Source organism: Lentibacillus cibarius, assembly GCF_005887555.1.
In the GTDB taxonomy this organism is placed as follows: Bacteria; Bacillota; Bacilli; order Bacillales; family Amphibacillaceae; genus Lentibacillus; species Lentibacillus cibarius.
In genome coordinates, this window is sequence record NZ_VCIA01000001.1 from 344,561 (window position 1) to 368,922 (window position 24,362).

Sequence of the window (24,362 nt, forward strand, 5' to 3'; positions counted from 1 at the left end):
GGCACTTAGCCCGTGTTTTTTAGAGAGTGTATTTACTTTGCTTCGTTATAATTTTTAGCAACCTCATCCCAGTTAACTACATTCCAAAATGCTGAAACGTACTCAGGACGGCGATTTTGATATTTGAGATAGTATGCATGCTCCCAAACATCAAGGCCTAGAATTGGTGTTTTACCATCCATGATTGGATTATCCTGATTTGGTGTGCTTGTGATTTCAAGTTCACCATTGTTGACAACAAGCCATGCCCAACCGGAACCAAAACGTCCTTTAGCAGCTGTCTCAAATGCTTCCTTGAATTTATCAAAGCTTCCAAACTTTTCATTAATCTTATCAGCTAATTCACCAGTTGGTTCACCGCCGCCGTTTGGTGACATGACTTTCCAGAACAGGCTATGATTGGCATGTCCTCCACCATTGTTACGGACAGCCGTTCGGATATCTTCCGGTACAGCATCAAGATTACTGATTAAGTCTTCAAGTGACTTGTTCTGAAGATCAGCATTGCCCTCCAGCGCAGCATTCAGCTTCGTTACGTAAGTATTATGATGCTTTGTGTGGTGAATATTCATAGTTTCTTTGTCAATAGTAGGTTCTAAAGCATCGTATGCATATGGCAGTTCAGGTAATTCAAATGTAGCCATTGTATATAACCTCCCTTAAATCTTTATTAAAAAGATTGAAGAATCAACCTTTTAATTTTACCGTACCAAAGCCTAGTTACACTTGCAAACAATATGCACTTTTACACCATGTATATGTTATCGGACGTAGGTGAAGGAAATTGCGCTAGTCGCTAGCATGCTAAGTTCGGCACGTCCTATACGTTGGAGCTGGACGTGGCTTAACCTTGCAAGTAAAAGTTATATCGCTAAATTTTATAGTTTCTTATCTTTTAAAAAAACAAGCATTTAAGCTTGTTTAAAAAGATGGCTCGGGACGGAATCGAACCGCCGACACACGGATTTTCAGTCCGTTGCTCTACCGACTGAGCTACCGAGCCGTTTCAGGTATTTACTTTTTATTGCGCTGTTAAATATGTATGGAGGAGGTAGAGGGATTCGAACCCCCGCGCGGTTTGACCCGCCTGTCGGTTTTCAAGACCGATCCCTTCAGCCACTTGGGTATACCTCCGAGTAGAATGGTGGACCCTGCAGGATTCGAACCTGCGACCGATCGGTTATGAGCCGATAGCTCTGACCAGCTGAGCTAAGGGTCCTATTTAATTATAATTTATGGGGCGACCGGTGGGGATCGAACCCACGAGTGCCGGAGCCACAATCCGGTGCGTTAACCACTTCGCCACGGCCGCCATAAAGTAGCGGTGGAGGGATTCGAACCCACGACCTCACGGGTATGAACCGTACGCTCTCGCCAGCTGAGCTACACCGCCATATGGCTCCACAGGCAGGATTCGAACCTGCGACCGATCGGTTAACAGCCGATAGCTCTACCACTGAGCTACTGTGGAATGAAATAATATCTTACATGATGATTTTCATTTTACTTTTATTAGCGACGAAATATAATTTACCATGTCCGACAAAATATGTCAATAAGTTTATTAATAAAATTTTATTGTCGTGGTAAATACGAAAAAGTAAACAAGCAACATTCATTACTATAGCATGTTCAACACTCAATTTCAATAGTAGAATTATATTCATGTGAAAAACATACTAAAAACTTCAATAGTGAAGCTTTTTACCGCTCATATATGGGATGAAAAATATCGGCAGCTGTATATCCACAGTACCGATATTTACATCCATACCATCAAGTTGAGCGAGGTTATTTACTCATAAAGAACTGCTTCTGAAATGTTTACCGCGTGGTCACCAATACGTTCCAGGTTACTGATGATGTCCACAAAGACAATCCCTGCCGATCCAGTGCACAATCCTTCATTCATACGAATAATATGTTTTTTCCGGAATTCGCGTTCCATTTTATCTATCTGATTTTCCTTTTGTACGACAGCCAGCGCCTTTTCGCGATCATGTTCATCCAATACCTCAACTGACTGCTTAACAGTCATAATGGTCAAATCAAACATATTGTTAAGGTCTTCCTGTGCCTGCTCGGTCAAATTAACTTTATTAGATATTTTGTAATCGATCAATTCAATAATATTTTCAAAATGGTCACCAATACGCTCGATATCACGAACAGAATCCATCAGAAGCGTATGTTTGGCGCTATCGAGTTCAGACATAGATTCCCCGGAAAGTTCAACTAAATAATCCGTTATTCGACGGTCTAGATTATTTAGTGCGCCTTCAATTTGCATACTCATTTCCGAATGTTTCTGGTTTCTGGTTGTTAAATATAAATTAGTTTCTTCTAGACCTTTATATGAATATTCACCCATACGTATGATTTCTGCTTTAGCCTGATCCAGTGCCAATGTAGCTGATTGTTGGATGAATATCGGATCCAAATGTTTTGGTTTATACTCCACAATAGTGTCGTCCCCAGGTATGATTTTTGTAACCGCCCATGCCAATGCCCCAATAAAAGGAAATTGAATAATGAGATTTAAAAGGTTAAAACTGCCGTGTGCAAATGCAATAGTCATCTCTGGATTCAATTCTAATGATGATTGCAATAAATCAACATAATTTGTAAAAAAGCCTAATAGTAACAGAATAACAGTGGTGCCCGCTAAATTGAATATCACATGAACATAAGCTGCTCTTTTAGCCGCAACACTTGCCCCAATTGACGCAAGAACCGCCGTAATAGTCGTACCAATATTATCACCGAATAATACGGGTAATGCAGCTTTCAATTCAATTGCCCCTTCAGAAAATAATCCTTGTAGAATACCGATTGTAGCACTGGAACTTTGAACAATGAATGTGAACAATGTACCGATGACAACACCCAACACTGAATGCTCACTCATTTTCAGCGTAAGCTCCTGAAACGCTTCAAGACTTCTTAATGGTGCCATCCCACTACTCATCAACTTCAATCCAAAGAACAGAGCTCCAAACCCGAAGATAGCTTGTCCAATATTGTTGACTTTCTGGCTTTTAAAGAAAAATAACAAAAAGCTACCAATAGCTAATATGGGTAGTGCGTATTCACCCAGGTCAATTCCGATAATGAAGGCAGTTACTGTTGTGCCGACATTGGCACCCATAATAACACCTATGGCTTGCCGAAGTGTCATAAAACCTGCGTTAACAAGTCCAACAGTCAAAACCGTCGTGCCAGAACTACTTTGGATAAGAATAGTTACAATAATTCCCGCCAATACGCCAAAAAAAGGATTACTAGTCGTTTTGTCAAGTATTTCCCGCAGCCGATCACCGGCAGACTTCTGCAGTCCTTCCCCCATATATTTTATACCAAGCAGGAAGATTCCCAGTCCGCCAATAAATTCGAACAGCAGTTTTTGTACATCAATATCCAAAAAAACGCCACCCTTTCGTGTTGAAAGTTGTCACATACCTTCCCTATTATTAATGTATTCGACACATTTTGTAAAGGACATCAGCGAAAATTTAACAATAAGTTTACATTCGACTTTTTCTTACAAGGACTTTTTTAAATCGATTTATCCTTTAATTTACAATAAGTAATAAAAAATTGAATAACCAATAAATATCATACAAAGGCATTGTTTTATAAAGGGATGAGTTACGATGAAGCGATTTGGACTATACATTTTTATTATATTATTTTGTGTAAGCATTTATAAAGACTTAACAATAGGAATAATACCCGACAACACATCGATGAACCAGAACATCGGAAACAAGATGGAGGAAGAAAAGCTTACTGGAATTAGCATGAAGGTAGATAAAGGAGACACCATATTATCTGTTGTTGAAGAAATAAATGACCACCTCGGAAATAAACTCGATATCTCAGAAATTATGGCTGATTTTAAAACACTAAACCCAAAGGCTGATCCCATTAAAATTCAACCTGGTGAGTCTTATTATTTCCCGGTGTATAAAAAAGGAGCTGAATAAATCAGCTCCTTATCGTTTACACATAAGGCAAGACAAATAAACGGATAAGAATTGAAATGGCACCGGCAATAATCGCGGTATTACCTAGTGTTTCAGCACCTCTGTTTCTAGAGATAAAGCCAAGAATAATCCCTGCACCACCAAGGATAATTGGCATTAGAAAATAGGAAATGATGGATGATGCAATACCTATCCAGCCAAAAATACTGGTTGCATCAGCATCATCATCCGTATCCGATATATCCATATCATCGGCAGTCATTTCTGCAGCAAACTCTTCATCCCGTTCACTTTGAACCGTTTCAATATCCGGTTCATTACCATTAAAATTTGTTGCCACCATATCTTCAGTATCCGGACGTTCTTCAATTTTTGGACCGTTTTCAGAACTTGTTATTCGGCGATTTTTTTCATCCATCGGTAAGACCCCTCTTTCCTTGATGAGGTGCAGGTATAGTTTATGGATAGTTGCAGCATATCATACTGGTACTTGCTGTAAAATAAATCGCCAAACTTGTAAATTTTTTAGAACAATTGCATATAGTAAAGCAGAACATTTTATAGGGAGCAGATGATATGTCAGCGTTCATAAAACAATTAGTAACCAACAAATTAAAGCAGCTATCATCGGATGAGCTGCTTTACTATGCACATGAATATAATTTTTCCATTACGCGTAAACAGGCAAATGCCATTACTACTTATTTACAATCGCATTCCATCGATCCGTTCAGCTCAGACGATCGGTCAAAAATGTTCCGGGAACTTGCACGGATAACAGACAGGGATACAGCAAATAAAGCACAGCTGTTATTTCAGGAAACGATTAAAGCTTACGGCCTGGAATATTTATTTAATTAGGTTTAAATAGGCAGGGATAACGTAACATCGTTATTCCTGCTATTCCTGCATTTTTATTGGCTAATTATTTTTTCTTTTAAATCCGGATCAAATGTGCCATTACGAATCATGTCAATTTCAAATTTGTATGGCGGTTTTTTACTTTTCTTATCCTCACCTACAAACGGCGTTTCAAGTATTTTAGGCAGTTTCTCCAACTGCGGATGATTGATAACATGGAGTAATGCCTTATACCCAATGTGACCAAACCCTATATTTTCATGTCGGTCTTTATGTGCACCTTGCTCGTTCTTACTATCATTGACATGAATCACTTTAAGACGGTCCACTCCAATAATCCGGTCAAACTCCTCAAGAACACCATCAAAATCGTTAACAACATCATATCCCGCATCATGGATATGACATGTATCAAGGCAAATGGAAAGTTTCTCGTTTTGTGTTACGCCATCAATAATTTTGGCGAGTTCGTCAAATGTACGGCCAATTTCAGATCCCTTGCCAGCCATTGTTTCCAGCGCTATCTGAACTTCCTGATTTTTATCAAGTACTTCATTTAATCCTTCAATAATTTTCGGTATACCTTTTTCGGTTCCTTGTCCGACATGTGCACCGGGATGAAGGACAATCTGTTCGGCACCTATAGCTGATGTGCGGTCAATCTCATTCCGTAAAAAATCTACGCCTAATGCAAATGTTTCATTCTTGACCGTATTACCTATGTTAATGATATACGGTGCGTGAACGACAACATCCGTGATTCCATTTTCTTTCATATGCTGTCTTCCAGCCTCAATGTTTAATTCCTCAATCGGTTTCCTTCTTGTGTTCTGCGGTGCACCGGTATAAATCATGAACACGTTAGAACCGTATGAAACCGCCTGCTCACTTGAGCCTTGCAGCATTTTCTTTCCACTCATGGATACGTGTGATCCGATTTTTAACATATCCTCACCCCAAGTCTTATTTCCGTTTATTATTTGATTGTTTCTTCATCTGTCTTTTTATTTTTTCCTGTTGCTGTTTCATTTTTTTCTTATATCCTGGTTTCACCTTTTTCCGCTTTTTCACCTGTTTCCATGCCATGTAATCGTCGTTCTGATTAGCCGTCTTGTCCTTTTTGCGCTCATCACGGAATTTCATTTGTTTCCACTCGCCATTTTTTATATCCCAAAAAGTAACCGCGATCCCCTTTTGCTTTAGTTTATCAATAAATCGCGCATCTTCATCCCTATACAGACTAATGACTGTTCCTTCCATACCGGCACGCGCGGTCCGTCCCGCACGGTGTAAATAAAAGTTCGTTTCTTTCGGTAATTGTGCGTTTATAACATGACTTACCCCTTTTATATCAATCCCGCGTGAAGCAAGATCGGTCGCCACTACGTACTGATAACGAAGATTCTGTATTTCTTTAAGCACCCGTTTGCGTTCTCTAGGTGCCAGTCCACCGTGAATCAGTCCGGTATTAAGCCCTTTTTGCTGTAGGGAAAAAGCTAATTGATCGGCTTCCTCTTTCCCATTTGTGAAAATAATTGCCAAATACGGCTGCACTATCTCGGAAATCATCGTAATTACATCTGATGTGTCGCGGTTTTTCAAGGGAACGATCCGATGTTCCAATGTTTCCGGTGCTAAAGCGTCATCGATTTTTACACGGAGAGGATTTTCTAAATACTTACGGTAAAAATGTTCGAGCTGCTGAGGGATCGTTGCCGAAAAAGCTAGTAATTGGATGTCCTTGTGTGCCCGGACAAGCAGCTGATCGACGTCTTGAATAAAACCAAGTTCCAGCATAAGGTCAGCTTCATCAATGACAAAGGCAGATGCTGAAAAGATGGATAAACGTTGCTCTTGCACCAGATCCAAAATTCTACCTGGGGTACCGACAACAATATGTGGCGGTTCCTTCAATTTTTCAATCATCCTTTGTTTATCCGTTCCTCCAACCAGCAGTTTAGCGTTCCATATGCCTTTTTTGCCTGCATAGTCAATTATTTTCTTTACTTCATCATATATTTGCGTTGCTAGTTCCCTTGTCGGAGCCGTAATCACAAACTGCACTTCCTGTTTGCCAGGATCAAGGCGGTTGATTAACGGTAAAAGGTATGCATGTGTTTTTCCGGAACCTGTTTGAGACTGGCCGATTACACTGGTACCATTGAGTGCTGCTGGAATAACTTGTTGCTGAATGGCTGTTGGTTCAGTGAAATTGAGTCTTTTGATGATATCAGTCAATACAGGTTGAAAACGAAATGGACTAAAATGTTCTGTCATGATGGTTTACTCCTTTTTCCCGTATATCACCGGCAGTTAGACCCCCACTTCAAGCTTACAAGGTGAGACCGACAAAATAAGTGGAAGAACTGCCAGGTCTATAATAAAACGACGTCTTTTGCGTCGAAACCTTTATTGGTTTAGTTTCACTTTATAGGACGGTAATTATGTTTCAGCAGTTAATCCTATGTTGTAAATTAGTTATACGAATTGGAACGGATTAGTATTAGATTGGGATATCTCTACTTGCACTCCGTCTTTACCAAAAGCAGCATCAAGATATGCTTTCGTATAATCTTTCATTACCTTTTCCGCGTAATGACCGGGGTCAATTACGGAAAGCCCCATCTCCATTGCATCCTGGGCCGCGTGAAAAGTCATGTCACCAGTTATATAAACATTTGCCCCTTGTTTTTTAGCTTCATGGATATATTTTTCCCCACTTCCACCAAGAATGGCTATTTTGTTTACCGTTGCAGACAAATCACCGACCACTCTTACATGAGATATATTAAGCGTTTTTTTAACACGTTCACACAGTTCCGATAATGTCAAGTTTTCATTGATTGTACCAATACGACCGAGACCATAGACAGCACCACTGTTTTCCACAGGATATATGTCATAGGCTACCTCCTCATATGGATGTGCTGCAATCATAGCATCCAGTACAGAAGACAGCCTTTTCTCTGGGATGATTGTTTCCACCTTATACTCATCAACAAATGCCAATTCGCCCTGTGAACCGATATGAGGATCAGTACCTTCGAGCGGCTTGAATGTCCCGTGTCCCGCCGATTGGAATGTACAATGGCTGTAATTCCCAATATGGCCTGCTCCTTGCTCACTCATCGCATCCCTGACTTGATCCGCATGCGTTTTTGGTACGAATACAGCTATTTTAACTACCTTCTCTGAATAACTGTCTATCAATATATCCCGGTTACTAATACCCAGCCGGTCACAAAGCATATCGTTCACCCCCCACGGGCAGTATCAAGGTTTGTATGTGCTGCATAAACGGAAATATCGTGAGCGAGGAGCTTCCGGATGATACGTCCTTTCGGGGAATCCATATTCAACTGCTTTAAAGGTTTGAACAACAACGGATGGTGAGCAATAATCAAATCAATATTATTAGCAATTGCCTCGTCCACTGTGGACTCCAGAACATCCAGTGAAACCATCACTTTGTTCACCGGCTTTTGAAATGAACCAATTTGCATCCCGACGTTGTCCCAATCATACGCCAAATATTTTGGTGCCCATGCTTCCATACGTTTAAAGACATCTGCATTACGGACAGTCATGCTTCCAGTACCTCCTTAATCCACTTTGATTCTTTTTCAAATATAGCTATTTTAGATACATCAGGCGCTTTCGCACGTTGCATCTGATCGATGATTCGACGCCGCTTCATTAGTTCCCTTTCCCATTTTTTGCGGAACAGGTTCGACTTATGTTCTAAAAGACGAGGCCCGAACAATTGTTGCCTTTCGCTCAACGTTTGACCTTCTACTTGTTTATCACCCGTAATTATTTCATAAAGGAAACCATTCTCTTCAAGGATAACTTCATTTGTGATCACATAGCCATGGGATGAAAACCAGCTACGTACATTCCGTTCGTCATTATTTGGCTGAGCAATGATTCGCCCGACACCTTTTAGTCGAAGTTTCCCTTTCTCGAGGATTGATTGAATCAAAGAACCTCCCATACCAGCAATCACCACCGCACTTACTTCACCGGGTTGTAAAATATCAAGTCCATCACCTAGGCGCACATCAATTCTGTCTGTTAAATGATTGTTAGATACAGTTTCTCTCGCACGCTGAAGCGGTCCTTCGTTTACTTCACCGACAATCGCTTGTGCGGTAATATCTTGCAAACAAATGCTGCAAGGAAGGTATGCGTGATCCGATCCAATATCGGCAAAAAAAGTTCCATGTGGTATAAATGAAGCTACTTTATTAAGCCGATCGGAAAGTTTTATGTTGCGGTCCATAACACTCTTCTCCTACCTATCGCATGCCTTAAGCACAAAAGAGCAAGCCTGCTGCATACATCAGTAAGCTTACTCTTTCAAACGCCTGGCATCATAATTCTTATTTCTGTTCAGACAGCCACTGGGCTACTGCATCAGCCTCTTTGCCATCAATAATTCCCGGCTGCATTCCTGCATCAGGAAAACCATTAGCAATGATCTCCCTTATCTCTTCTTCCGAATATTTACTACCGACTGTAGTCAGGCCTGGACCCATACCACCGGATAAGTCACTTCCATGGCAGTTTGCACAGTTATTTTGAAAGATCTCTTCACCGTTAGCAGCAGTTTCTCCAGCCCCGGACTGGTCTTGCTCTTCTTCTTGCTTTTGATCGCCGTTTTGTTCATCCTGAATGGCTTCCTGCTGATTCAAACCTACAACCGATACGATAATGACTAATAGTATTCCGATACCAGCGATTAAAGCGTAGGGTATTACTGGATTTTTTTTCATTGCAGTTCCTCCTTATGTAGTCCAATGATTATAAAATTATACAGCTATTTTAATTTTACTCTAAAAACACTTATCTTTAAAGAGGTAAATGTGACATTTTTTGAACAATATCCTAGAATTGGCAGACTTATTTATGGTATACTGAACTTAAGAAATTTTTCAGACACATTATATGTATAAACAGTCATTGCACACGAAAGAACTGTGCTCAATGACTGAACTACACTATTCCAAGAAATCCTTCAGCCGCTTGCTTCGGCTTGGATGGCGCAATTTACGCAAGGCCTTTGCCTCAATCTGACGAATGCGTTCTCGTGTCACTCCAAACACCTTGCCTACTTCTTCCAATGTTCTAGTCCGTCCATCATCAAGGCCGAAACGCAGACGCAATACATTTTCCTCACGATCTGTCAGTGTATCAAGCACATCCTCTAGCTGCTCTTTCAGCAGTTCATATGACGCATGGTCGGACGGCGAAACAGCCTCCTGGTCTTCAATAAAGTCACCAAGATGAGAATCGTCCTCTTCACCTATTGGGGTTTCGAGTGAAACGGGTTCCTGTGCAATCTTTAAAATTTCCCTAACCTTATCCGGAGGCAGTTCCATTTCCTCGCCGATTTCTTCAGGGGTGGGTTCCCGTCCAAAGTCCTGCAGTAGTTGACGTTGTACACGAATCAGCTTATTAATTGTTTCCACCATATGCACCGGTATACGGATAGTCCGTGCCTGATCGGCTATTGCCCTTGTAATCGCCTGACGAATCCACCATGTTGCGTACGTACTGAACTTGAAGCCTTTTCGATAATCAAATTTTTCCACTGCTTTAATCAAGCCCATGTTCCCTTCCTGGATCAGGTCAAGAAATAACATTCCACGGCCGACGTAACGCTTGGCAATACTTACAACCAAACGCAAATTCGCTTCTGCCAGACGTCGCTTAGCTTCTTCTTCACCATTTTCGATCCGGGTTGCAAGATCGATTTCTTCAGCAGCGGATAATAAATCCACTCGACCGATTTCTTTCAGGTACATGCGAACAGGATCGTTTATTTTAATGCCAAGAGGTACACTCAAATCATTTAGATCGAACTCCTCTTCTTTCGCAATTTCCTGCATTTTCGGGTCTTCTTCTGTATCGCCAATCACTTCCACACCTTGATCTGTCAGGTACTCATAAAATTCATCCATCTGTTCAGATTCAATCGTGAAGCTGGACAGACGATCTGCAACTTCTTCATAAGCCAGTACACCGCGCTTTTTACCCATTTCAACCAATTGCTCTTTTGCTTGATCAAGGGTAAGTTCACTATTGCTATTTTCTTTTGTTTGTGAAGGCTTATTTTCGGCCATGAGTCCCCCTCCTTCCAACTACATTCAATTTATATTCTTCCATTGCTTCTGAAGTTCAATGATCCGCATAGCTATTTCAGCAGCTTTAATAGGATTGTTTTGCTGTTCGGCCAGTTTTTGTTCCTCTTTCAATGATTGAATGTTTTCTTTATTATTGTGTTCTGCCCGAATCATCCGTATATAATCATTGATTTCATGATTTGTTATTTGATCATGTTCAGAAAGCATTGCAATTTCCGTTACTAACTTTTTTAAATGGTCATCCTTTAACATTTCAACAAATTTACTTACATTTGCTTCATTGTATTCTTCATAAAAAGCATATAAATGTGTAGCAATAATTTTATGCTCTTCAATATTAAAGGATGCACCAATTTCCTCCTGCACCTTATCAGTAATGGACGGGTCTTGCAACATATATGCAAGTAATCTCCGTTCTGCATTATGAAACGCAGGCAATAACTTTTTCTGCTGCCTGAATTCAGGTCTCTTATTAGTATAACTGTTCTTATCCTGCTTATCCCTGACAGAATCCATCTTTTGTCGATGCACTTGAATTTGCTGTGTTAATGACTCCATGGAAATTTCATAGTTACTGCTCAGCTCTTTTAAGTAGTATTCCCTTTCCACGGAACTATCAATCGTTGCAAGATGTTCCAGGACTTTTTCTATATAGTTTATGCGATCTCCTTCAAGTGTAAGATTATAGTTTTTTTTGAGATACCGCATGTAAAAGCTTGTAAATGTTAGGCTTGATTTGATAACCTCGTTATGAAAAGCATTTCCACCAAATTCATTAATAAAATTATCGGGGTCCATGTTTTCTCTTAGGTTGGCAATTTTTACGTTACATCCAGCTTTTTGCAGTATCCCCGCAGCTTTATATGTGGCTTCATTACCTGCCTCATCTGCGTCATAGCATATGGTGACCGTATCAACATAGCGTTTCAGCAGCTTTGCTTGCGTATCCGTCAAGGATGTTCCTAGTGTGGCAACACCATTTTTCACTCCTGCCTGATATGCAGAAATAACATCCATATATCCTTCAAATAATACAGCCTCATTCTGTTTGCGAATATATTTCTTGGCAAGGTCAAAATTATAAAGAATCCGCCCCTTCCGGAATAGCTCATTTTCCGGACTGTTCAAATACTTAGGTTCCTGATCCGCTAGTGCGCGTCCACCAAACGCAATCGGCTTGCCTAGATGATTGCGGATTGGGAAAATGACCCTTCCTCTGAATCTGTCACTCACACTGTTATCCTCATGTTGTGACAAAAGGCCGGATTTAACAAGTATTTGCTGATGGAAGCCTTTTTTATTAAGAAATGCAGCGGTAAAATCTTTCGCTTCCGGTGCAAAGCCTAGTTGAAATATATCGATTGTTTCATCCGCTATACCTCGATTTTTAAAGTATTGATACCCCTTTTTTCCATCTTTTGTATAGCGAAGCAAGTGGTGATAAAGTTTCGCCACCCATTCAGACGCAGAAAGTATTTGCTCATTTTCCGGAGAAATGGATGAATGTTTCTGAGATGCCGTCGCAGGCAGTTCAATATCACTCTTATCCGCAAGAAACTGTAAGGCTTCATGAAATGTATAACCTTCCATTTCCATAATAAATGTAACAACATTTCCACCTTTGCCACAGCCAAAGCAATGAAATATTTGCTTCTCTTGCGTCACCGAAAAGGAAGGGGTTTTCTCTCCATGAAATGGGCAAAGACCAAAATAATTACGCCCTTGCTTCTTTAACTGCATATATTCCCCAATGATATCGACAATATCATTTGCGGTACGTACCTGTTCAATTACCTCTTCAGTTACTTGACCAACCATATTGACCACCATTGCTTTTCTAATTCTATATACATGAAGAAAATCCTTCACCTTTCGACAATGTTTTTGAATAAGTCGAAAAAAATTTCCTTCCAGAATTGCTTGACATAGAAGGACTTATTACTCACTTTACTATTGTACCTCTTGAATCACCTCGATAAACGTCAGTCAGACATCTTACATACCTGTATTCTACATTAACACCGTTTTTCCTTCCTCAATCACAATGTTTTACTTTTCTGAATATATGACGTTCTTCTTAATCAATTGGTACACACTTAAAATACATTTTTTACACAAAAATTAATTATAATACAAGATAATTAAAAAAACCATAAAAAAACTCAATTCATCGGCTTTACCCTATTAGACAAACTCACATGCTTTCTACATCACGTCCCCAAAAAGGTACTGCAAATAATAAACATAGAAAACATCCTGCACAATTGCAGAATGTCTTCATCAACATTGACTTATTTCATTAATCGCATAATCGTGTTAGCCGTCTCTTCTACTGCCTTATAAGAAACATCAACGACTTTACATCCTATTTTATTAACCACTTTGTTGAAATATTCAAGTTCCTGATGGATTCGCTGCATGTTTGCATATGTGGCCTGATCACCTAGGCCTAAAGCTTTGAGTCTTTCTTTTCGTATATCGTTTAATTTTTCTGCACTTATTCTTAAGCCAATACATTTAGCCGGGTCAACTTCAAACAGCTCCTCGGGCGGATCAACTTCGGGAACAATAGGAACATTAGCAACCTTGATCCGTTTACTCGCGAGATATTGGGATAAAGGAGTCTTGGATGTACGAGATACTCCTATCAATATAATATCAGCGCGGGCAATCCCACGAGGGTCTCTGCCATCATCGTACTTTACCGCAAACTCAATCGCTTCAACACGTCTGAAGTAATCTTCGTCCAGTTTATGGACAAGTCCCGGCTCCATATGCGGCTCTTTACCGAACACCTCTTGCATTGAGCTCAACATCGGACCCATAATATCTATAGCTTCCAGACCTTTGGCAGTTGCCTGTTCATTCAGGTATGAACGCAATTCCGGGTCGACAATTGTAAAACCAATGAGTGCCTGGTTTTCCAGTGCGAGTACCAATGAATCATCAATTGTTTTTTTATCTTCAACATAAGGTATTCGCTGTATACGATATTCCCCGTTATTGAATTGGCTTAAACCCGCTTTTATTACGAGTTCAGCTGTTTCGCCGACCGAATCCGACAGAACGTAAACAAGTGGCATGTCATCCATGGATATGCTCCTCCCTTCATTAATGCTCATCCATAATCAGTTCGACAAAAACTTTTGTTATCGTTGTTTTTGTAATACGTCCAACAATCTCATTTCCTGCATCTGTTTCTTTGATCACCGGTAAGCCATCAATTTGCTTATCAATCAGTTTTTTAGCGGCATCAATCATTAAATCATCTCTGTGGCAGACCGTAATGTTGGGCATTCTAGTCATTATAATATGAACCGGAATAGCATCCAATTCCTGATTCCCGATACTTGCCCGTAACAAGTCTTTTCGGGACAGGACACCGGTCAAATTGGAATGTGTGTCGACAACAAACAATGTACCCACATCTTCAAGAAACATAGTGGAAATGGCATCATAAACAGATGCTTCCTCTTTCACCACGATTGGGACAGATTGGTACTCGTGGACTTTAAATTTCTTGATTTTCCCCGTTAATAACTCTGTCCCCGTTTTGCCGGTGTAAAAATACCCCACACGCGGTCGCGCGTCAAGAAAACCAGCCATGGTCAATATGGACAAATCAGGTCGCAATGTAGCCCTTGTCAAATTCAATCGTTCCGCTATATGTTCACCGGTAATTGGACCATTTTCTTTTACAATATCAATAATTTGTTCTTGTCTCTTAGATAATTCCACTTTTTCACCACCTGTGCGTTCAATGTGTCATACTACCTTCTAGTATTATAGCCTATTCAAGGTGAAAAAGGAAAGTTGACAACTTAATCGAACTGTTGCTTCCATTCAATTAAGGACAAATCGGCATAGCGGCAAATCAATGCAGCTATATTGTTGACAAGCGAAAGACGATTTTCACGAATTTCTGCATCATCGGACATTACCATGTTATGTTCAAAGAAAGTATGAATTGGATTTGCCAGGTTTCCAAGCTGTTCCAAAGCCTGGTGAGCATCTTGTCGCTTATTCGCTTGATCAAATGCATCACTGACTTCCTGGAAAACAGTATACAATTCTTTTTCAGACGATGTTTGGAAAACGTCAGGATCAACATCATTTCGTTCTGATTTTCCGGACAACTTAAGTATACGGACAAGTGCTTCCTGAACGGACGTGAACTCCTGATTACTACGTTGGCGTGATAATTCTTGTGCTTTTGCCATTGTATAAGCTATAACACCAATATCGTTCTGCAAAACGGCATTGATAACATCTTGCCCTGGTGTCACATCTTTCAACAAATAGGAGGCTCGTTGTTTGAAAAACTGATCGAGCTCCGTCTTGGCTTTTTCCCGGTCAGCCTGTTCAATACCGGATTCCATATAAAGGCTTTGCGCTAGTTCCAGCAACGATTCAACGGTAATATTCCAATTGCGTTCATTTAGAATTCTTAATAACCCAATTGCCTGACGCCGTAACCCATATGGATCATGTGACCCACTCGGTATTAAACCCGCTTCGATACAGCCTACAATGGTATCCAACTTATCCGCTGCACTTACCATCGCACCTTGCAGTGACTGTGGTAATACGCCATCAGCTTGAACAGGCATGTAATGTTCCGCTATTGCTTTAGCAACATCTTTATCCTCACCGGCATTTAATGCATATGTTTCTCCGATAATTCCTTGTAGATTTGTAAATTCATTGACCATATTAGTCGGTAAGTCAAATTTACAAATCTCCGCTGCCCGCATAACCTTGGCATGTTCCTCTGTATGAAGGCCAAGCCAGTGTGAAGCTGATTGGTTATTTTCTGGATGCGTTTTATCTTGTCACTAATCGTTCCCAATTTTTCCTGGAATACGATTCGTTCCAATTTTGTTAGATAGTAGTCAATCGTGTGTTTCTGATCTTCCTCAAAAAAGAATTGCGCATCAGACAATCTGGCCCGCAGTACTTTCTCATTGCCGCGCTTTACCGTTTCAATCCCGTGGTCGTCACCATTACGAACACTAACAAAATAAGGAAGCAGTTCATCATTTATATCCTTCACAGGAAAATAACGCTGATGTTCTTTCATTGATGTAATAAGTACATCTTCAGGGAGCGTTAAATAATCTGCGTCAAAAGCCCCAGTGAAAACAGTTGGATACTCAACAAGATTGCGCACTTCCTTAAGCAGTTCACCATCTTCCGGTATCCGAAATCCATGTTTTGTTTCAAGTTCGGCTATCCCATCAGCAATTAACTGCTCCCGCTTTTGCGGATTTGCAATCACGAATTGATCCTCAAGTGCTTGCTCGTAATCCGCGGGTGCACTTAGCGTAATCTTTTCACCTAAAAATCGGTGCCCATACGTATCATTGCCTGTTTTTACACCAGCCACTTCAAACGGGATGACTTCATTACCGAAAAGCGCAGCAATCCAGCGGACGGGGCGAGCATAACGCAAGGTTTGTTCTCCCCAGCGCATATTTTTCGGAAACTGAATCGACTCAATAAGTTGCTTAAACGCCGGGAGCAGTTCACGCGTTTCTTTACCGATGATCTGTTTTTCAACAAAAATATAATTGACATCCTTGACGTCTTTTATATAGATATCATCGACGGTTTTTCCCTGACCCTTGGAGAAGCCGATTGCCGCCTTCGTCCATTCACCTTGTTCATCTTTAGCAATTTTTTCAGAGGGCCCTTTCACTTCTTCCCGGATTGATTGCTGTGATTCAGCTACTCCGCTAACCAGGACACTAAGTCTGCGCGGTGTTGAAAAAGACGTAATGGCTTCATAGGCGATTCGCTGTTCATCGAGCCACGTTTGTGTTTTTTGAAGCAGTTGCTTTTCTGCATCATCGACAAATCTTGCCGGAAGTTCCTCAAGTCCTATCTCTAATAATATATCTTTAGCCATTACTCTGCCTCCCTTTTCAGCATAGGAAATCCTAGTCGTTCCCGCTCCTGCACATAAGATTTAGAAATGTTTTTAGCCAGATTACGGATTCTGGAAATATACCCGGTCCGTTCTGTTACGGAAATAACACCTTTGGCATCAAGCAAATTGAACGTATGAGAACATTTCAAAACATAATCGTATGCAGGGAAAACGAGTCCTTTCTCCATAGTAGCCCCAGCTTCCTTTTCATACATAGCAAACAATTGAAACAGCATATCTGTATCAGATTCTTCAAATGTATAGGTAGAATGTTCATATTCGGGCTGAAAAAATATGTCGTTCACCGTGACACCGTTTGTCCATTCCAATTCAAATACATTTTCTTTATCTTGAATAAACGAAGCGAGTCGCTCGATTCCATACGTTAGCTCAACAGACACAGGGCTTGCCTCCAGCCCACCTATTTGCTGAAAATAAGTAAACTGGGTTATTTCCATACCATCAAGCCACACTTCCCAGCCAAGACCCGCGGCACCCAAGGTCGGATTTTCCCAATTATCTTCCACAAAACGAATATCATGTTCCAATGGGTTAATGCCTAGAGCCTTCAATGATTCTAGATATAGATCCTGGATATTATCCGGAGAAGGCTTCATAATGACCTGAAATTGATGATGCTGATACAGTCGATTTGGATTTTGTCCGTAACGGCCGTCAGCGGGTCGCCTTGAAGGTTCTACATAAGCAACATTCCACGGTTCCGGGCCCAGGCTACGTAAGAGCGTCATTGGTGACATGGTTCCGGCACCTTTCTCAACATCATAGGCCTGCATTAGAATACAGTTTTGGTCAGACCAATGTTTTTGCAGTGTTAAAATGATCTCCTGGATTGTCATCATTTCATCCTCCACTTCCTGTACATAAAAATACCCGCCCTTATGTCTATAATCGACATAGGGACGGGTTTATTCCGCGGTTCCACCCTACTTGCCCTTTTCTCAAGGGCCACTTTCATATACACGCTCAAGAGTGCCATTCCTTATCATCCTACTCCCCGGCTCACACCATCCCGGGTTCGCTTAAAGCAGGCATTGAAAGTACTACTCTCTATCATTGCATGAGTCACTAATTAAAATTATGTATAGAATATAACGGTAAGCATCTATTTTGTCAAGAAGTATGTACTACAGTAGCTTATCAAGTTGACGAAGGAATCGTTTAGATTTTAGATAATAACCTCCATAAGCATCATAATAAGCGTCAATAATCTGGCGGAGCAGTTTCCTGTTTTCTTCCTTCACCGAAATGGTCCCAATTCGCTCCAGTTCCACCTCAGCAAAAATCCACAGCAATTGGGCCAGTTTGTCTGACAGGCTAATTGCCTCTCGATCGAAATGTTTACATTGTGGACAAAGGAACCCTCCTTCTGCTATAGAAAATACAAATGGACCCGCTTTGTTTCCGCAATGAACACATTTGTCTAGAACAGGACTAAATCCTCCCCTAATAAATATCTTTAGTTCATACATCATAATGGGAATAGCAGCATCTTCTTTTTCTGCCATCCAGTTCAATGTCTCGTTTAACTGTTTATAGAGTTGCGGATCGGGAGTTTGTGAGTCGGTCAATTTATCGGTCAGTTCAGCAACGTAGGAAGCGTACGCCGTTTTTAGAATATCTTCCCTGATTTGTCTGTTGGCGTCTATGACATCGCCTTGCTGTATCGTGCTCAAGCCCGAGTTGACATATATAAAGAATTCACCAATGATGAATGGCTGCGTTACGGCAGCCATTCTGCTTTTTGGCTTTTTTGCCCCCCTGGCAATAGCAGCGATTTTTCCAAGCTTATCGCTGAATAGCGTGACAATTTTATGTGATTCTCCATAATTCTGTGTTTTTATGACAATACCTTCCATTTTTTCAAGCAAACAGTCTCACCTTCTATGAACAATCATTACTGGTGAATCTTAACATTCAGGGTTGGCTGATGACGTTTCTGGTTCTCCATGCTGATCGGCCTTAACAACATTTGATTCATTTTTTTCAAGTTCTTTCAGTAATAAGTAGGTTTCAATGCTTCCTGTTTGACTGAATAATTTCCAAGTAAAGTCGATCACAAGAAAACCCGCCTTTCTAAGCATGTTTATAATGTCTACATTATTATAGTTTCCAAGCATAATGAATCAATGAGTTTTAAAATTTACCAAGTCTAATATTCATCGCTACGATACCCGAATTCTTGGAGCTGTGACTGTTTGTTGCGCCAGTCTTTTTGGACTTTGACCCAGAGATCAAGATACACTTTTGACCCGAGCAGTGCCTCTATATCGGACCGTGCTTTTTGGCCAATGTTTTTTAGCATAGCTCCTTGTTTACCAATGATGATTCCTTTTTGTGTCTTGCGCTCAGTCACAATTGATGCCTGAATAAAGATGGAACCGGATTCTCTTTCTTCAAGATTTTCAATAATAACCGCGATGGAATGTGGTACCTCTTCTCTTGTCAGTTGCAATACTTTTTCCCGGATTAATTCGCTTATGATAAAACGTTCCGGATGGTCGGTTACATAATCATCCGGATAGTATTGTGGTCCTTCCGGTATATAACTTTTTAATTCTTTGATCAAACTGCTAACATTATTGCCGTTTAATGCCGAAATTGGAAAAACTGCCTCAAAGTCATATTTATTTCTATATTGATCTATTAGCGGGAGCAATTCATCCGGATGAACGAGATCAATTTTATTGATGACTAGAAAGACCGGACGATTGACTTGCTGCAGGAGATCCAATATATATTGGTCCCCTTTTCCATATCCTTCATTAGCATTAACCATGAAAAGCACCGCATCAACTTCATTGAGCGTATCCTGAGCTGATTTCACCATAAAGTCTCCTAAGCGGTGTTTAGGCTTATGAATTCCCGGTGTGTCGATGAATACGAGCTGCGAATCCGTACTGGTCAGCACCCCTTGAATCCGATTCCGTGTTGTTTGTCGTTTATCACTCATAATTGCAATTTTTTGACCAATAACATGATTCAAGAATGTCGACTTTCCTGTGTTGGGTCTGCCAATAATTGTTATAAATCCCGATTTAAAATTGTCATTCATGATTTATTCCTCCGGTGCGCTATATTTTTTATCATACTATAAATACGTGACTGTTTCATGCATATGGACAAAAGTTTTAAAAATAACTGTAATTTCGACAAGAATTGACAAATTCTAATGAAAAAAATAACCTTCGACGACGGAAGGCTACTACATTCATGTATAAAGCTTAGAGAGAAAAATAAACAACCCTGCAGCAGCGGCAAAAAAAGCTGCAATAAAAACTGCTCCTGCCGCAATATCCTTAATTACTTTCGCACTAGGATGTGTGTCCGGTTTCAAATAGTCCATCATTTTTTCAACGACTGTATTAACTAGTTCAGCTGTCAGTACCATGCCGTTTGCCAACATGATGATTGCCCACTCAGCAGCTTCTAGTCGAACAGCGAATCCAGCGACTGTCACCAAGAGGGCACAGACGAGATGCAATCTAAGATTCCGTTCCGTCCTGATTGCTTCTCTCAGCCCATTTAGTGCGTGATTAAGTCCAATCACTGATTTTCTTGATCTATCGTTCAATGCCGAACTCACCTAAGATGTCATCTTGCTTTTGAAACATTTTCGTTTCATCTTCTTTATTCATGTGGTCATAACCTAGCAAATGGAGAAAACCATGAACCGTCAGAAAACCAAGTTCCCTTTCCAGTGAATGGCCATATGCTTCCGCTTGTTCTTTTGCCTTATCTACCGAAATAACAATATCACCTAAAACAAGTGGCAAATCGTCACCAATAATTTCAACCTCATCATCTGTGTTTTCCTGCATCGCAAAAGAAATAACATCCGTTGGTTTGTCTTGCTGGCGATAATTCCGGTTAATCTCCTGAATTTCCTTATTGCTCACAAATATAACGGATAATTCCGCTTCACTGGCGACCACCTCTTTTTCAGCCGCAAAAATGAGCAGACGCTGCAGCAAATCGATATAGTCAGCCTGGATAGATGTAGTCTCGTCGTGAAAATCAATATGCATGATATTGCCTCCTTCAAAGGATACTCAGTTGCTGTATAGAGCAGTTCATGTTTCTCACACGTCTAATTGTTTTATGTATCCACAAGCAACTTTTTCGGTACTGGAAGATGTGGTTCCTGGCCGCTTGAGGTGTCAACTATGACTGGCAGATGAATATGAATACAGAAATAAGACCCACTTAGTTGGGTCTTAGATACCATATTATGTTGACTGTTCATAAGCATCAATAATCTTTTGAACTAATGGGTGGCGGACAACATCTGTCTGATCCAGATGAATGAAAGCTATTCCGCTTACGGATGCCAGCAATTGATTCGCTACCCGTAACCCCGACTGGACTCCTTTCGGTAAATCAACTTGAGTTATGTCTCCGGTAATAATCATTTTCGAACCAAACCCAAGACGAGTCAAAAACATTTTCATTTGTTCAGGGGTCGTATTTTGAGCCTCATCAAGAATGACATAAGCATCATCAAGGGTTCGCCCTCGCATATAAGCTAGTGGAGCAATTTCTATTATGTCTCGCTCAATCAGGCGCATCGTATGTTCGCTTCCAAGCACATCATGCAATGCATCATATAACGGGCGTAAGTAAGGATCAACTTTTTCTTTTAAATCCCCCGGCAAAAAACCCAAGCTCTCTCCTGCTTCTACTGCAGGCCGTGTCAAAATAATCCGCTTAACGCTGCCATTTTTCAGTGCATGCACAGCCATAACTACTGCCAGATACGTTTTTCCTGTGCCGGCTGGACCAATACCAAATACGAGGTCATTTGACTTAATTGCCGCGACGTATCTTTTTTGCCCCAGCGTCTGGACTCGAATGGGCTTCCCTTTCATATTTTTAGTGATTTCATCTTCAAAAAGGGTTTCAAATTGACTAATTTTCCCTTTTTTAGCCAAGTCAACCGCATAAACGATATCCCGCTCAGTTATATCTAGCCCTTTTCGCACAATTGACAATACTGTTAGCAGGATGTCTTCCACAAGTGCAATGTTTTCGTTTGTACCGGAAACACTTACCTGTTCTCCTCTGGTTACAATAGATACATTTAATAAGTGTTCAAGTTGCTTCAAATATTTATCATTCGTTCCAAATAATGCCAAAGCCTCATTAGAATTTGCAAGCTGAAGCTCGATTGTTTTCAAGTTTTCTGACATAATCAATCTCCTCGGTCAATTGGTTCCTGTTTGACAATATTTTCTTCAGCCACCATATATAAGATTAATTTCACTTTACCATTCTCTGTAGATTGTTGCAAAATATTTTCGGATTTAATTTTCGCTTCTGGGCCTAGTTTTAGTTGTAGTTCATTTTTAGCTTGTTCAATACCTATATCCACCGCCTCCTCCTTGCTTCTTTTCTCTTGTTTGTCTTTTTTCTCACTTACAATCGTTCCAACCAAATTTATTGGCAGCTTCCATTTGAAGAAATATAAGTCTTTTACATTACGATCGCTATAAACGTCTTTATAGTCAGGGTCACCAAACCCCCAAATCGGCAGTTCAAACGAATTGATTTTTAAATGGTATTTCGTTTTTTTCTCCCCGGTTAACAAACCGATACTGGTCTTTAAAGGCACGGTGACTTCTGTTTCGTACCATGTTTTAGCGATCACTTTCCCCTCAGCAGCCGTTAATTCATGTCGTTTATCATTTTCTTCCTCATCATCGTCCGTTTCCTCTTCTGCAAGCGGTAATTTACCGGCAACGAGAACATCGCCTTTTTCAACGTAGTCATTTACTTGGACTTTGGGTAATCCTTTAGAAACATACATTCGCTCGATGACACCTTTTTTGGAAGCTACCAAATTCCTGGGACCACCTACTTCCTCTTCCTCGACAATTGTTTTTTCCACGCCTTCCAGTACATAGCTTGTCCCCTTTTGATGTACACCAATCCATAACAGCTCAGGAATGTCATTCATTAATTTTTGCTGAATTTCAGTTGGTGGTTCTAGCTTGAACGTCCATGCCCCCGATGAATTCCATATTCCTCGATTTGTTCACTTATTTTTTCTTCAAGATCCTTTGGGACATTTGTTATCCTGACTTCCCAGATAATATTGGAAAGACAGAATATAAGCAGGATACTGAGCGAAAGTGCAATCAGAATTTCCTTTCTTCTAATGAACCTCCTCATTAAAAAAGGAAGGCCCTGTTTTTTCGTAAATACCAGCCTGTAGTTTGTCCCCCATTTTAACTTTCTTAATTCCGAAATATCCTGTAACTTAATATTTCCACTACAGACATTTTCTGATGTCTTTTGAATATCCCATGCAACAATACCTTGATTTGTACATCTTTGAAAGAACAATTCCGGATAGTTTCCCTCTACCCGGACTGTAACGTATCCGGCAATAAAGGAACCTTGTATATGCCTCATGTCAGCCTCCTTCAATGAATCTTTATGCAGGAATGAATTTCACTTCCTCGATGGTACCTTCCAACAATATTTCTTCAGGAAGCATCATTTTTAGTACAAACGATGAACCTGTGATCTGCACATATCCTTTATTCGTTTTTAATCTTAATTCCGTATCTGAATAAACGGCCAAACCTTGATGATTTTCAATATAAACATGGAGCTGGCCAATGATGGTGATCCTTGGAAGTTCCATCATGACGTCTGAAGGAAGTGAAAAATATTTTTTTAGCCATGGACCGATCTGTTGTTGCCATTTTTTCACTGATGTGGCCCCCTCTCACAACTATAGTTATGATTTTAACTGCCGGATAAGAACAAAAAAGAACCATTATTCAGCAGCTTTTCAGCATGCTGGATAATGGTTCTAAAAGTAACTTAGTAGAATCTGTTTAAGTGCGTGTTCAAAAAGAAGGATAAAAAAGACCGAGATGTCATTTCTACCAGACTTTCTGAACAACCTCTTAGATGTTTATTTTTTGCGCTGAGCAATAACACTTTGGTAAGGCTTTCTCGCTCTTGGCTGTCCCAGAACTTCTGACATAATGACGCCATTCGCTAAGCCGGTTCGGTTCAGATTGTTTACCATCTGTTTTTTTAACTTTTGTTGTTTAATCGTAGCATTATTACGTTTCTCCCCGGTTTGATGATTAGTGATCGCGTCATGTTCATGTTTCTGTGGCTGTTCATCATTTACCGTGCTATCTTGATCCATGCGTTCCGCCAATTGTTTGCGTTGCTCATCCTGCAATTCTTCGATAGAAGCAGTGGAAACCGTGGACTGTTCCTGCTTTTCTGCATCTTTACTCCGATCACCACTGTCAGTGTATTCCGGTACTGTTTCAGACGAATCTTGCCGCTTTGGAAGAGACGTTCCGGTTTCATCCTTATCTTTAAAAAAGCCGGCGACCGCCCCGATAATGGCAAGAATACCTAGAATAATTTCCACTATATCCCTCCTTCAGGGAT

Annotated in this window: 22 protein-coding genes, 6 tRNA genes and 3 pseudogenes; 2 read left to right on the forward strand and 29 right to left on the reverse strand. The window is 40.5% G+C overall.

Translation table 11 applies throughout. From position 1 onward, the window contains the following. Positions 1–32: 32 nt before the first annotated feature. The 8 genes from sodA to FFL34_RS01800 form a co-directional block, all read right to left on the reverse strand. Positions 33–644: a superoxide dismutase SodA gene (gene sodA, locus FFL34_RS01765; protein ID WP_138600795.1), complete on the reverse strand. Its 612-nt coding sequence runs from the start codon at positions 642–644 to the stop codon at positions 33–35. A 286-nt stretch (positions 645–930) separates the two neighbouring features. Then, a tRNA-Phe gene (locus FFL34_RS01770) sits at positions 931–1,003 on the reverse strand. A gap of 40 nt (positions 1,004–1,043) precedes the next feature. Then, positions 1,044–1,134 (reverse strand) — tRNA-Ser (locus FFL34_RS01775). A gap of 8 nt (positions 1,135–1,142) precedes the next feature. Then, positions 1,143–1,219 (reverse strand) — tRNA-Ile (locus FFL34_RS01780). A gap of 17 nt (positions 1,220–1,236) precedes the next feature. After that, positions 1,237–1,312, reverse strand: a tRNA-His gene (locus FFL34_RS01785). A gap of 7 nt (positions 1,313–1,319) precedes the next feature. Further along, a tRNA-Met gene (locus FFL34_RS01790) sits at positions 1,320–1,393 on the reverse strand. Between the two features lie 3 nt (positions 1,394–1,396). Next, positions 1,397–1,471: transfer RNA gene (locus tag FFL34_RS01795), tRNA-Asn, on the reverse strand. A 324-nt stretch (positions 1,472–1,795) separates the two neighbouring features. After that, entirely contained in the window at positions 1,796–3,421 is a 1,626-nt protein-coding gene (locus tag FFL34_RS01800; protein WP_138600797.1) for a Na/Pi cotransporter family protein, read from the reverse strand. A gap of 232 nt (positions 3,422–3,653) precedes the next feature. Between FFL34_RS01800 and FFL34_RS01805 the strand changes: the two genes are divergently transcribed. Then, positions 3,654–3,986 (forward strand): hypothetical protein, encoded by a 333-nt coding sequence (locus FFL34_RS01805; protein WP_138600799.1) that lies wholly within the window; start codon positions 3,654–3,656, stop codon positions 3,984–3,986. Between the two features lie 16 nt (positions 3,987–4,002). Here FFL34_RS01805 and FFL34_RS01810 read toward each other — a convergent pair whose 3' ends face one another. Continuing rightward, a complete protein-coding gene (locus FFL34_RS01810; protein ID WP_138600801.1) occupies positions 4,003–4,404 on the reverse strand; it encodes a hypothetical protein in 402 nt (133 codons plus the stop codon). Between the two features lie 158 nt (positions 4,405–4,562). Between FFL34_RS01810 and FFL34_RS01815 the strand changes: the two genes are divergently transcribed. Continuing rightward, the gene (locus tag FFL34_RS01815) at positions 4,563–4,847 is read left to right on the forward strand and encodes a DUF2624 domain-containing protein (RefSeq protein ID WP_138600803.1); all 285 of its coding nucleotides are present in this window, start codon (positions 4,563–4,565) and stop codon (positions 4,845–4,847) included. Positions 4,848–4,900: 53 nt separating this feature from the next. On the opposite strand, the gene FFL34_RS01820 is transcribed toward FFL34_RS01815, so the two are convergent. The 20 genes and pseudogenes from FFL34_RS01820 to FFL34_RS01915 all read right to left on the reverse strand — a co-directional run bounded on the left by FFL34_RS01820 (position 4,901) and on the right by FFL34_RS01915 (position 24,342). Further along, positions 4,901–5,794, reverse strand: a complete 894-nt coding sequence (locus FFL34_RS01820) for a deoxyribonuclease IV (protein ID WP_138600805.1) — start codon at positions 5,792–5,794, stop codon at positions 4,901–4,903. A 16-nt stretch (positions 5,795–5,810) separates the two neighbouring features. Continuing rightward, positions 5,811–7,124 carry a DEAD/DEAH box helicase gene (locus tag FFL34_RS01825; protein WP_138600807.1) on the reverse strand — a complete coding sequence of 438 codons (1,314 nt, stop codon included), beginning with the start codon at positions 7,122–7,124 and terminating at the stop codon, positions 5,811–5,813. A 201-nt stretch (positions 7,125–7,325) separates the two neighbouring features. Further along, positions 7,326–8,434: pseudogene (locus FFL34_RS01830) on the reverse strand (Nif3-like dinuclear metal center hexameric protein). After that, positions 8,431–9,129, reverse strand: coding sequence for a tRNA (adenine(22)-N(1))-methyltransferase (locus FFL34_RS01835; protein WP_138600809.1), 699 nt, complete (start codon positions 9,127–9,129; stop codon positions 8,431–8,433). The pseudogene FFL34_RS01830 and the gene FFL34_RS01835 overlap by 4 nt, the downstream one beginning before the upstream one ends. A gap of 100 nt (positions 9,130–9,229) precedes the next feature. Further along, positions 9,230–9,622 carry a cytochrome c550 gene (gene cccA / locus FFL34_RS01840; protein WP_138600811.1) on the reverse strand — a complete coding sequence of 131 codons (393 nt, stop codon included), beginning with the start codon at positions 9,620–9,622 and terminating at the stop codon, positions 9,230–9,232. Positions 9,623–9,847: 225 nt separating this feature from the next. Next, entirely contained in the window at positions 9,848–10,972 is a 1,125-nt protein-coding gene (gene rpoD, locus FFL34_RS01845; RefSeq protein ID WP_138600813.1) for an RNA polymerase sigma factor RpoD, read from the reverse strand. Positions 10,973–10,996: 24 nt separating this feature from the next. Further along, positions 10,997–12,811, reverse strand: a complete 1,815-nt coding sequence (gene dnaG / locus FFL34_RS01850; protein WP_138600815.1) for a DNA primase — start codon at positions 12,809–12,811, stop codon at positions 10,997–10,999. A gap of 473 nt (positions 12,812–13,284) precedes the next feature. Beyond that, complete coding sequence (locus FFL34_RS01855) at positions 13,285–14,085, reverse strand: pyruvate, water dikinase regulatory protein (RefSeq protein ID WP_138600817.1); 801 nt, start codon at positions 14,083–14,085, stop codon at positions 13,285–13,287. Between the two features lie 19 nt (positions 14,086–14,104). Next, entirely contained in the window at positions 14,105–14,731 is a 627-nt protein-coding gene (locus tag FFL34_RS01860) for a helix-turn-helix transcriptional regulator (RefSeq protein WP_138600819.1), read from the reverse strand. Positions 14,732–14,814: 83 nt separating this feature from the next. Further along, positions 14,815–16,901: pseudogene (gene glyS, locus FFL34_RS01865) on the reverse strand (glycine--tRNA ligase subunit beta). Next, positions 16,901–17,779: a glycine--tRNA ligase subunit alpha gene (gene glyQ, locus FFL34_RS01870; RefSeq protein ID WP_138600821.1), complete on the reverse strand. Its 879-nt coding sequence runs from the start codon at positions 17,777–17,779 to the stop codon at positions 16,901–16,903. The pseudogene glyS and the gene glyQ overlap by 1 nt, the downstream one beginning before the upstream one ends. A gap of 288 nt (positions 17,780–18,067) precedes the next feature. Continuing rightward, a complete protein-coding gene (recO, locus tag FFL34_RS01875) occupies positions 18,068–18,811 on the reverse strand; it encodes a DNA repair protein RecO (RefSeq protein WP_138600823.1) in 744 nt (247 codons plus the stop codon). Positions 18,812–18,850: 39 nt separating this feature from the next. Beyond that, complete coding sequence (locus tag FFL34_RS01880) at positions 18,851–19,000, reverse strand: YqzL family protein (RefSeq protein ID WP_138600825.1); 150 nt, start codon at positions 18,998–19,000, stop codon at positions 18,851–18,853. Between the two features lie 92 nt (positions 19,001–19,092). Then, complete coding sequence (gene era / locus FFL34_RS01885; RefSeq protein WP_138600827.1) at positions 19,093–19,995, reverse strand: GTPase Era; 903 nt, start codon at positions 19,993–19,995, stop codon at positions 19,093–19,095. Between the two features lie 156 nt (positions 19,996–20,151). Then, complete coding sequence (locus FFL34_RS01890) at positions 20,152–20,514, reverse strand: diacylglycerol kinase family protein (RefSeq protein WP_138600829.1); 363 nt, start codon at positions 20,512–20,514, stop codon at positions 20,152–20,154. Further along, positions 20,504–20,968 (reverse strand): rRNA maturation RNase YbeY, encoded by a 465-nt coding sequence (ybeY, locus tag FFL34_RS01895; RefSeq protein ID WP_138600831.1) that lies wholly within the window; start codon positions 20,966–20,968, stop codon positions 20,504–20,506. Before ybeY ends, FFL34_RS01890 begins: the two co-directional genes overlap by 11 nt. A gap of 201 nt (positions 20,969–21,169) precedes the next feature. After that, positions 21,170–22,129: a PhoH family protein gene (locus FFL34_RS01900; RefSeq protein ID WP_138600833.1), complete on the reverse strand. Its 960-nt coding sequence runs from the start codon at positions 22,127–22,129 to the stop codon at positions 21,170–21,172. A gap of 2 nt (positions 22,130–22,131) precedes the next feature. After that, positions 22,132–23,354: pseudogene (gene yqfD / locus FFL34_RS18995) on the reverse strand (sporulation protein YqfD). 22 nt (positions 23,355–23,376) lie between these two features. Then, complete coding sequence (gene yqfC / locus FFL34_RS01910; RefSeq protein ID WP_138600835.1) at positions 23,377–23,658, reverse strand: sporulation protein YqfC; 282 nt, start codon at positions 23,656–23,658, stop codon at positions 23,377–23,379. Between the two features lie 207 nt (positions 23,659–23,865). After that, on the reverse strand, positions 23,866–24,342 hold the full coding sequence (locus FFL34_RS01915) for a hypothetical protein (RefSeq protein WP_138600837.1): 477 nt from the start codon (positions 24,340–24,342) through the stop codon (positions 23,866–23,868). Between the last annotated feature and the right edge of the window lie 20 nt (positions 24,343–24,362).

Coding starts and splice junctions, on each gene's coding strand:
- sodA (WP_138600795.1), bottom strand. CDS start 644: ATGGCTACATTTGAATTACCTGAACTGCCATATGCATACGATGCTTTA.
- FFL34_RS01805 (WP_138600799.1), top strand. CDS start 3,654: ATGAAGCGATTTGGACTATACATTTTTATTATATTATTTTGTGTAAGC.
- FFL34_RS01810 (WP_138600801.1), bottom strand. CDS start 4,404: ATGGATGAAAAAAATCGCCGAATAACAAGTTCTGAAAACGGTCCAAAA.
- FFL34_RS01815 (WP_138600803.1), top strand. CDS start 4,563: ATGTCAGCGTTCATAAAACAATTAGTAACCAACAAATTAAAGCAGCTA.
- FFL34_RS01820 (WP_138600805.1), bottom strand. CDS start 5,794: ATGTTAAAAATCGGATCACACGTATCCATGAGTGGAAAGAAAATGCTG.
- FFL34_RS01825 (WP_138600807.1), bottom strand. CDS start 7,124: ATGACAGAACATTTTAGTCCATTTCGTTTTCAACCTGTATTGACTGAT.
- FFL34_RS01835 (WP_138600809.1), bottom strand. CDS start 9,129: ATGGACCGCAACATAAAACTTTCCGATCGGCTTAATAAAGTAGCTTCA.
- cccA (WP_138600811.1), bottom strand. CDS start 9,622: ATGAAAAAAAATCCAGTAATACCCTACGCTTTAATCGCTGGTATCGGA.
- rpoD (WP_138600813.1), bottom strand. CDS start 10,972: ATGGCCGAAAATAAGCCTTCACAAACAAAAGAAAATAGCAATAGTGAA.
- dnaG (WP_138600815.1), bottom strand. CDS start 12,811: ATGGTTGGTCAAGTAACTGAAGAGGTAATTGAACAGGTACGTACCGCA.
- FFL34_RS01855 (WP_138600817.1), bottom strand. CDS start 14,085: ATGGATGACATGCCACTTGTTTACGTTCTGTCGGATTCGGTCGGCGAA.
- glyQ (WP_138600821.1), bottom strand. CDS start 17,779: ATGACAATCCAGGAGATCATTTTAACACTGCAAAAACATTGGTCTGAC.
- era (WP_138600827.1), bottom strand. CDS start 19,995: ATGAATGACAATTTTAAATCGGGATTTATAACAATTATTGGCAGACCC.
- ybeY (WP_138600831.1), bottom strand. CDS start 20,968: ATGCATATTGATTTTCACGACGAGACTACATCTATCCAGGCTGACTAT.
- FFL34_RS01900 (WP_138600833.1), bottom strand. CDS start 22,129: ATGTCAGAAAACTTGAAAACAATCGAGCTTCAGCTTGCAAATTCTAAT.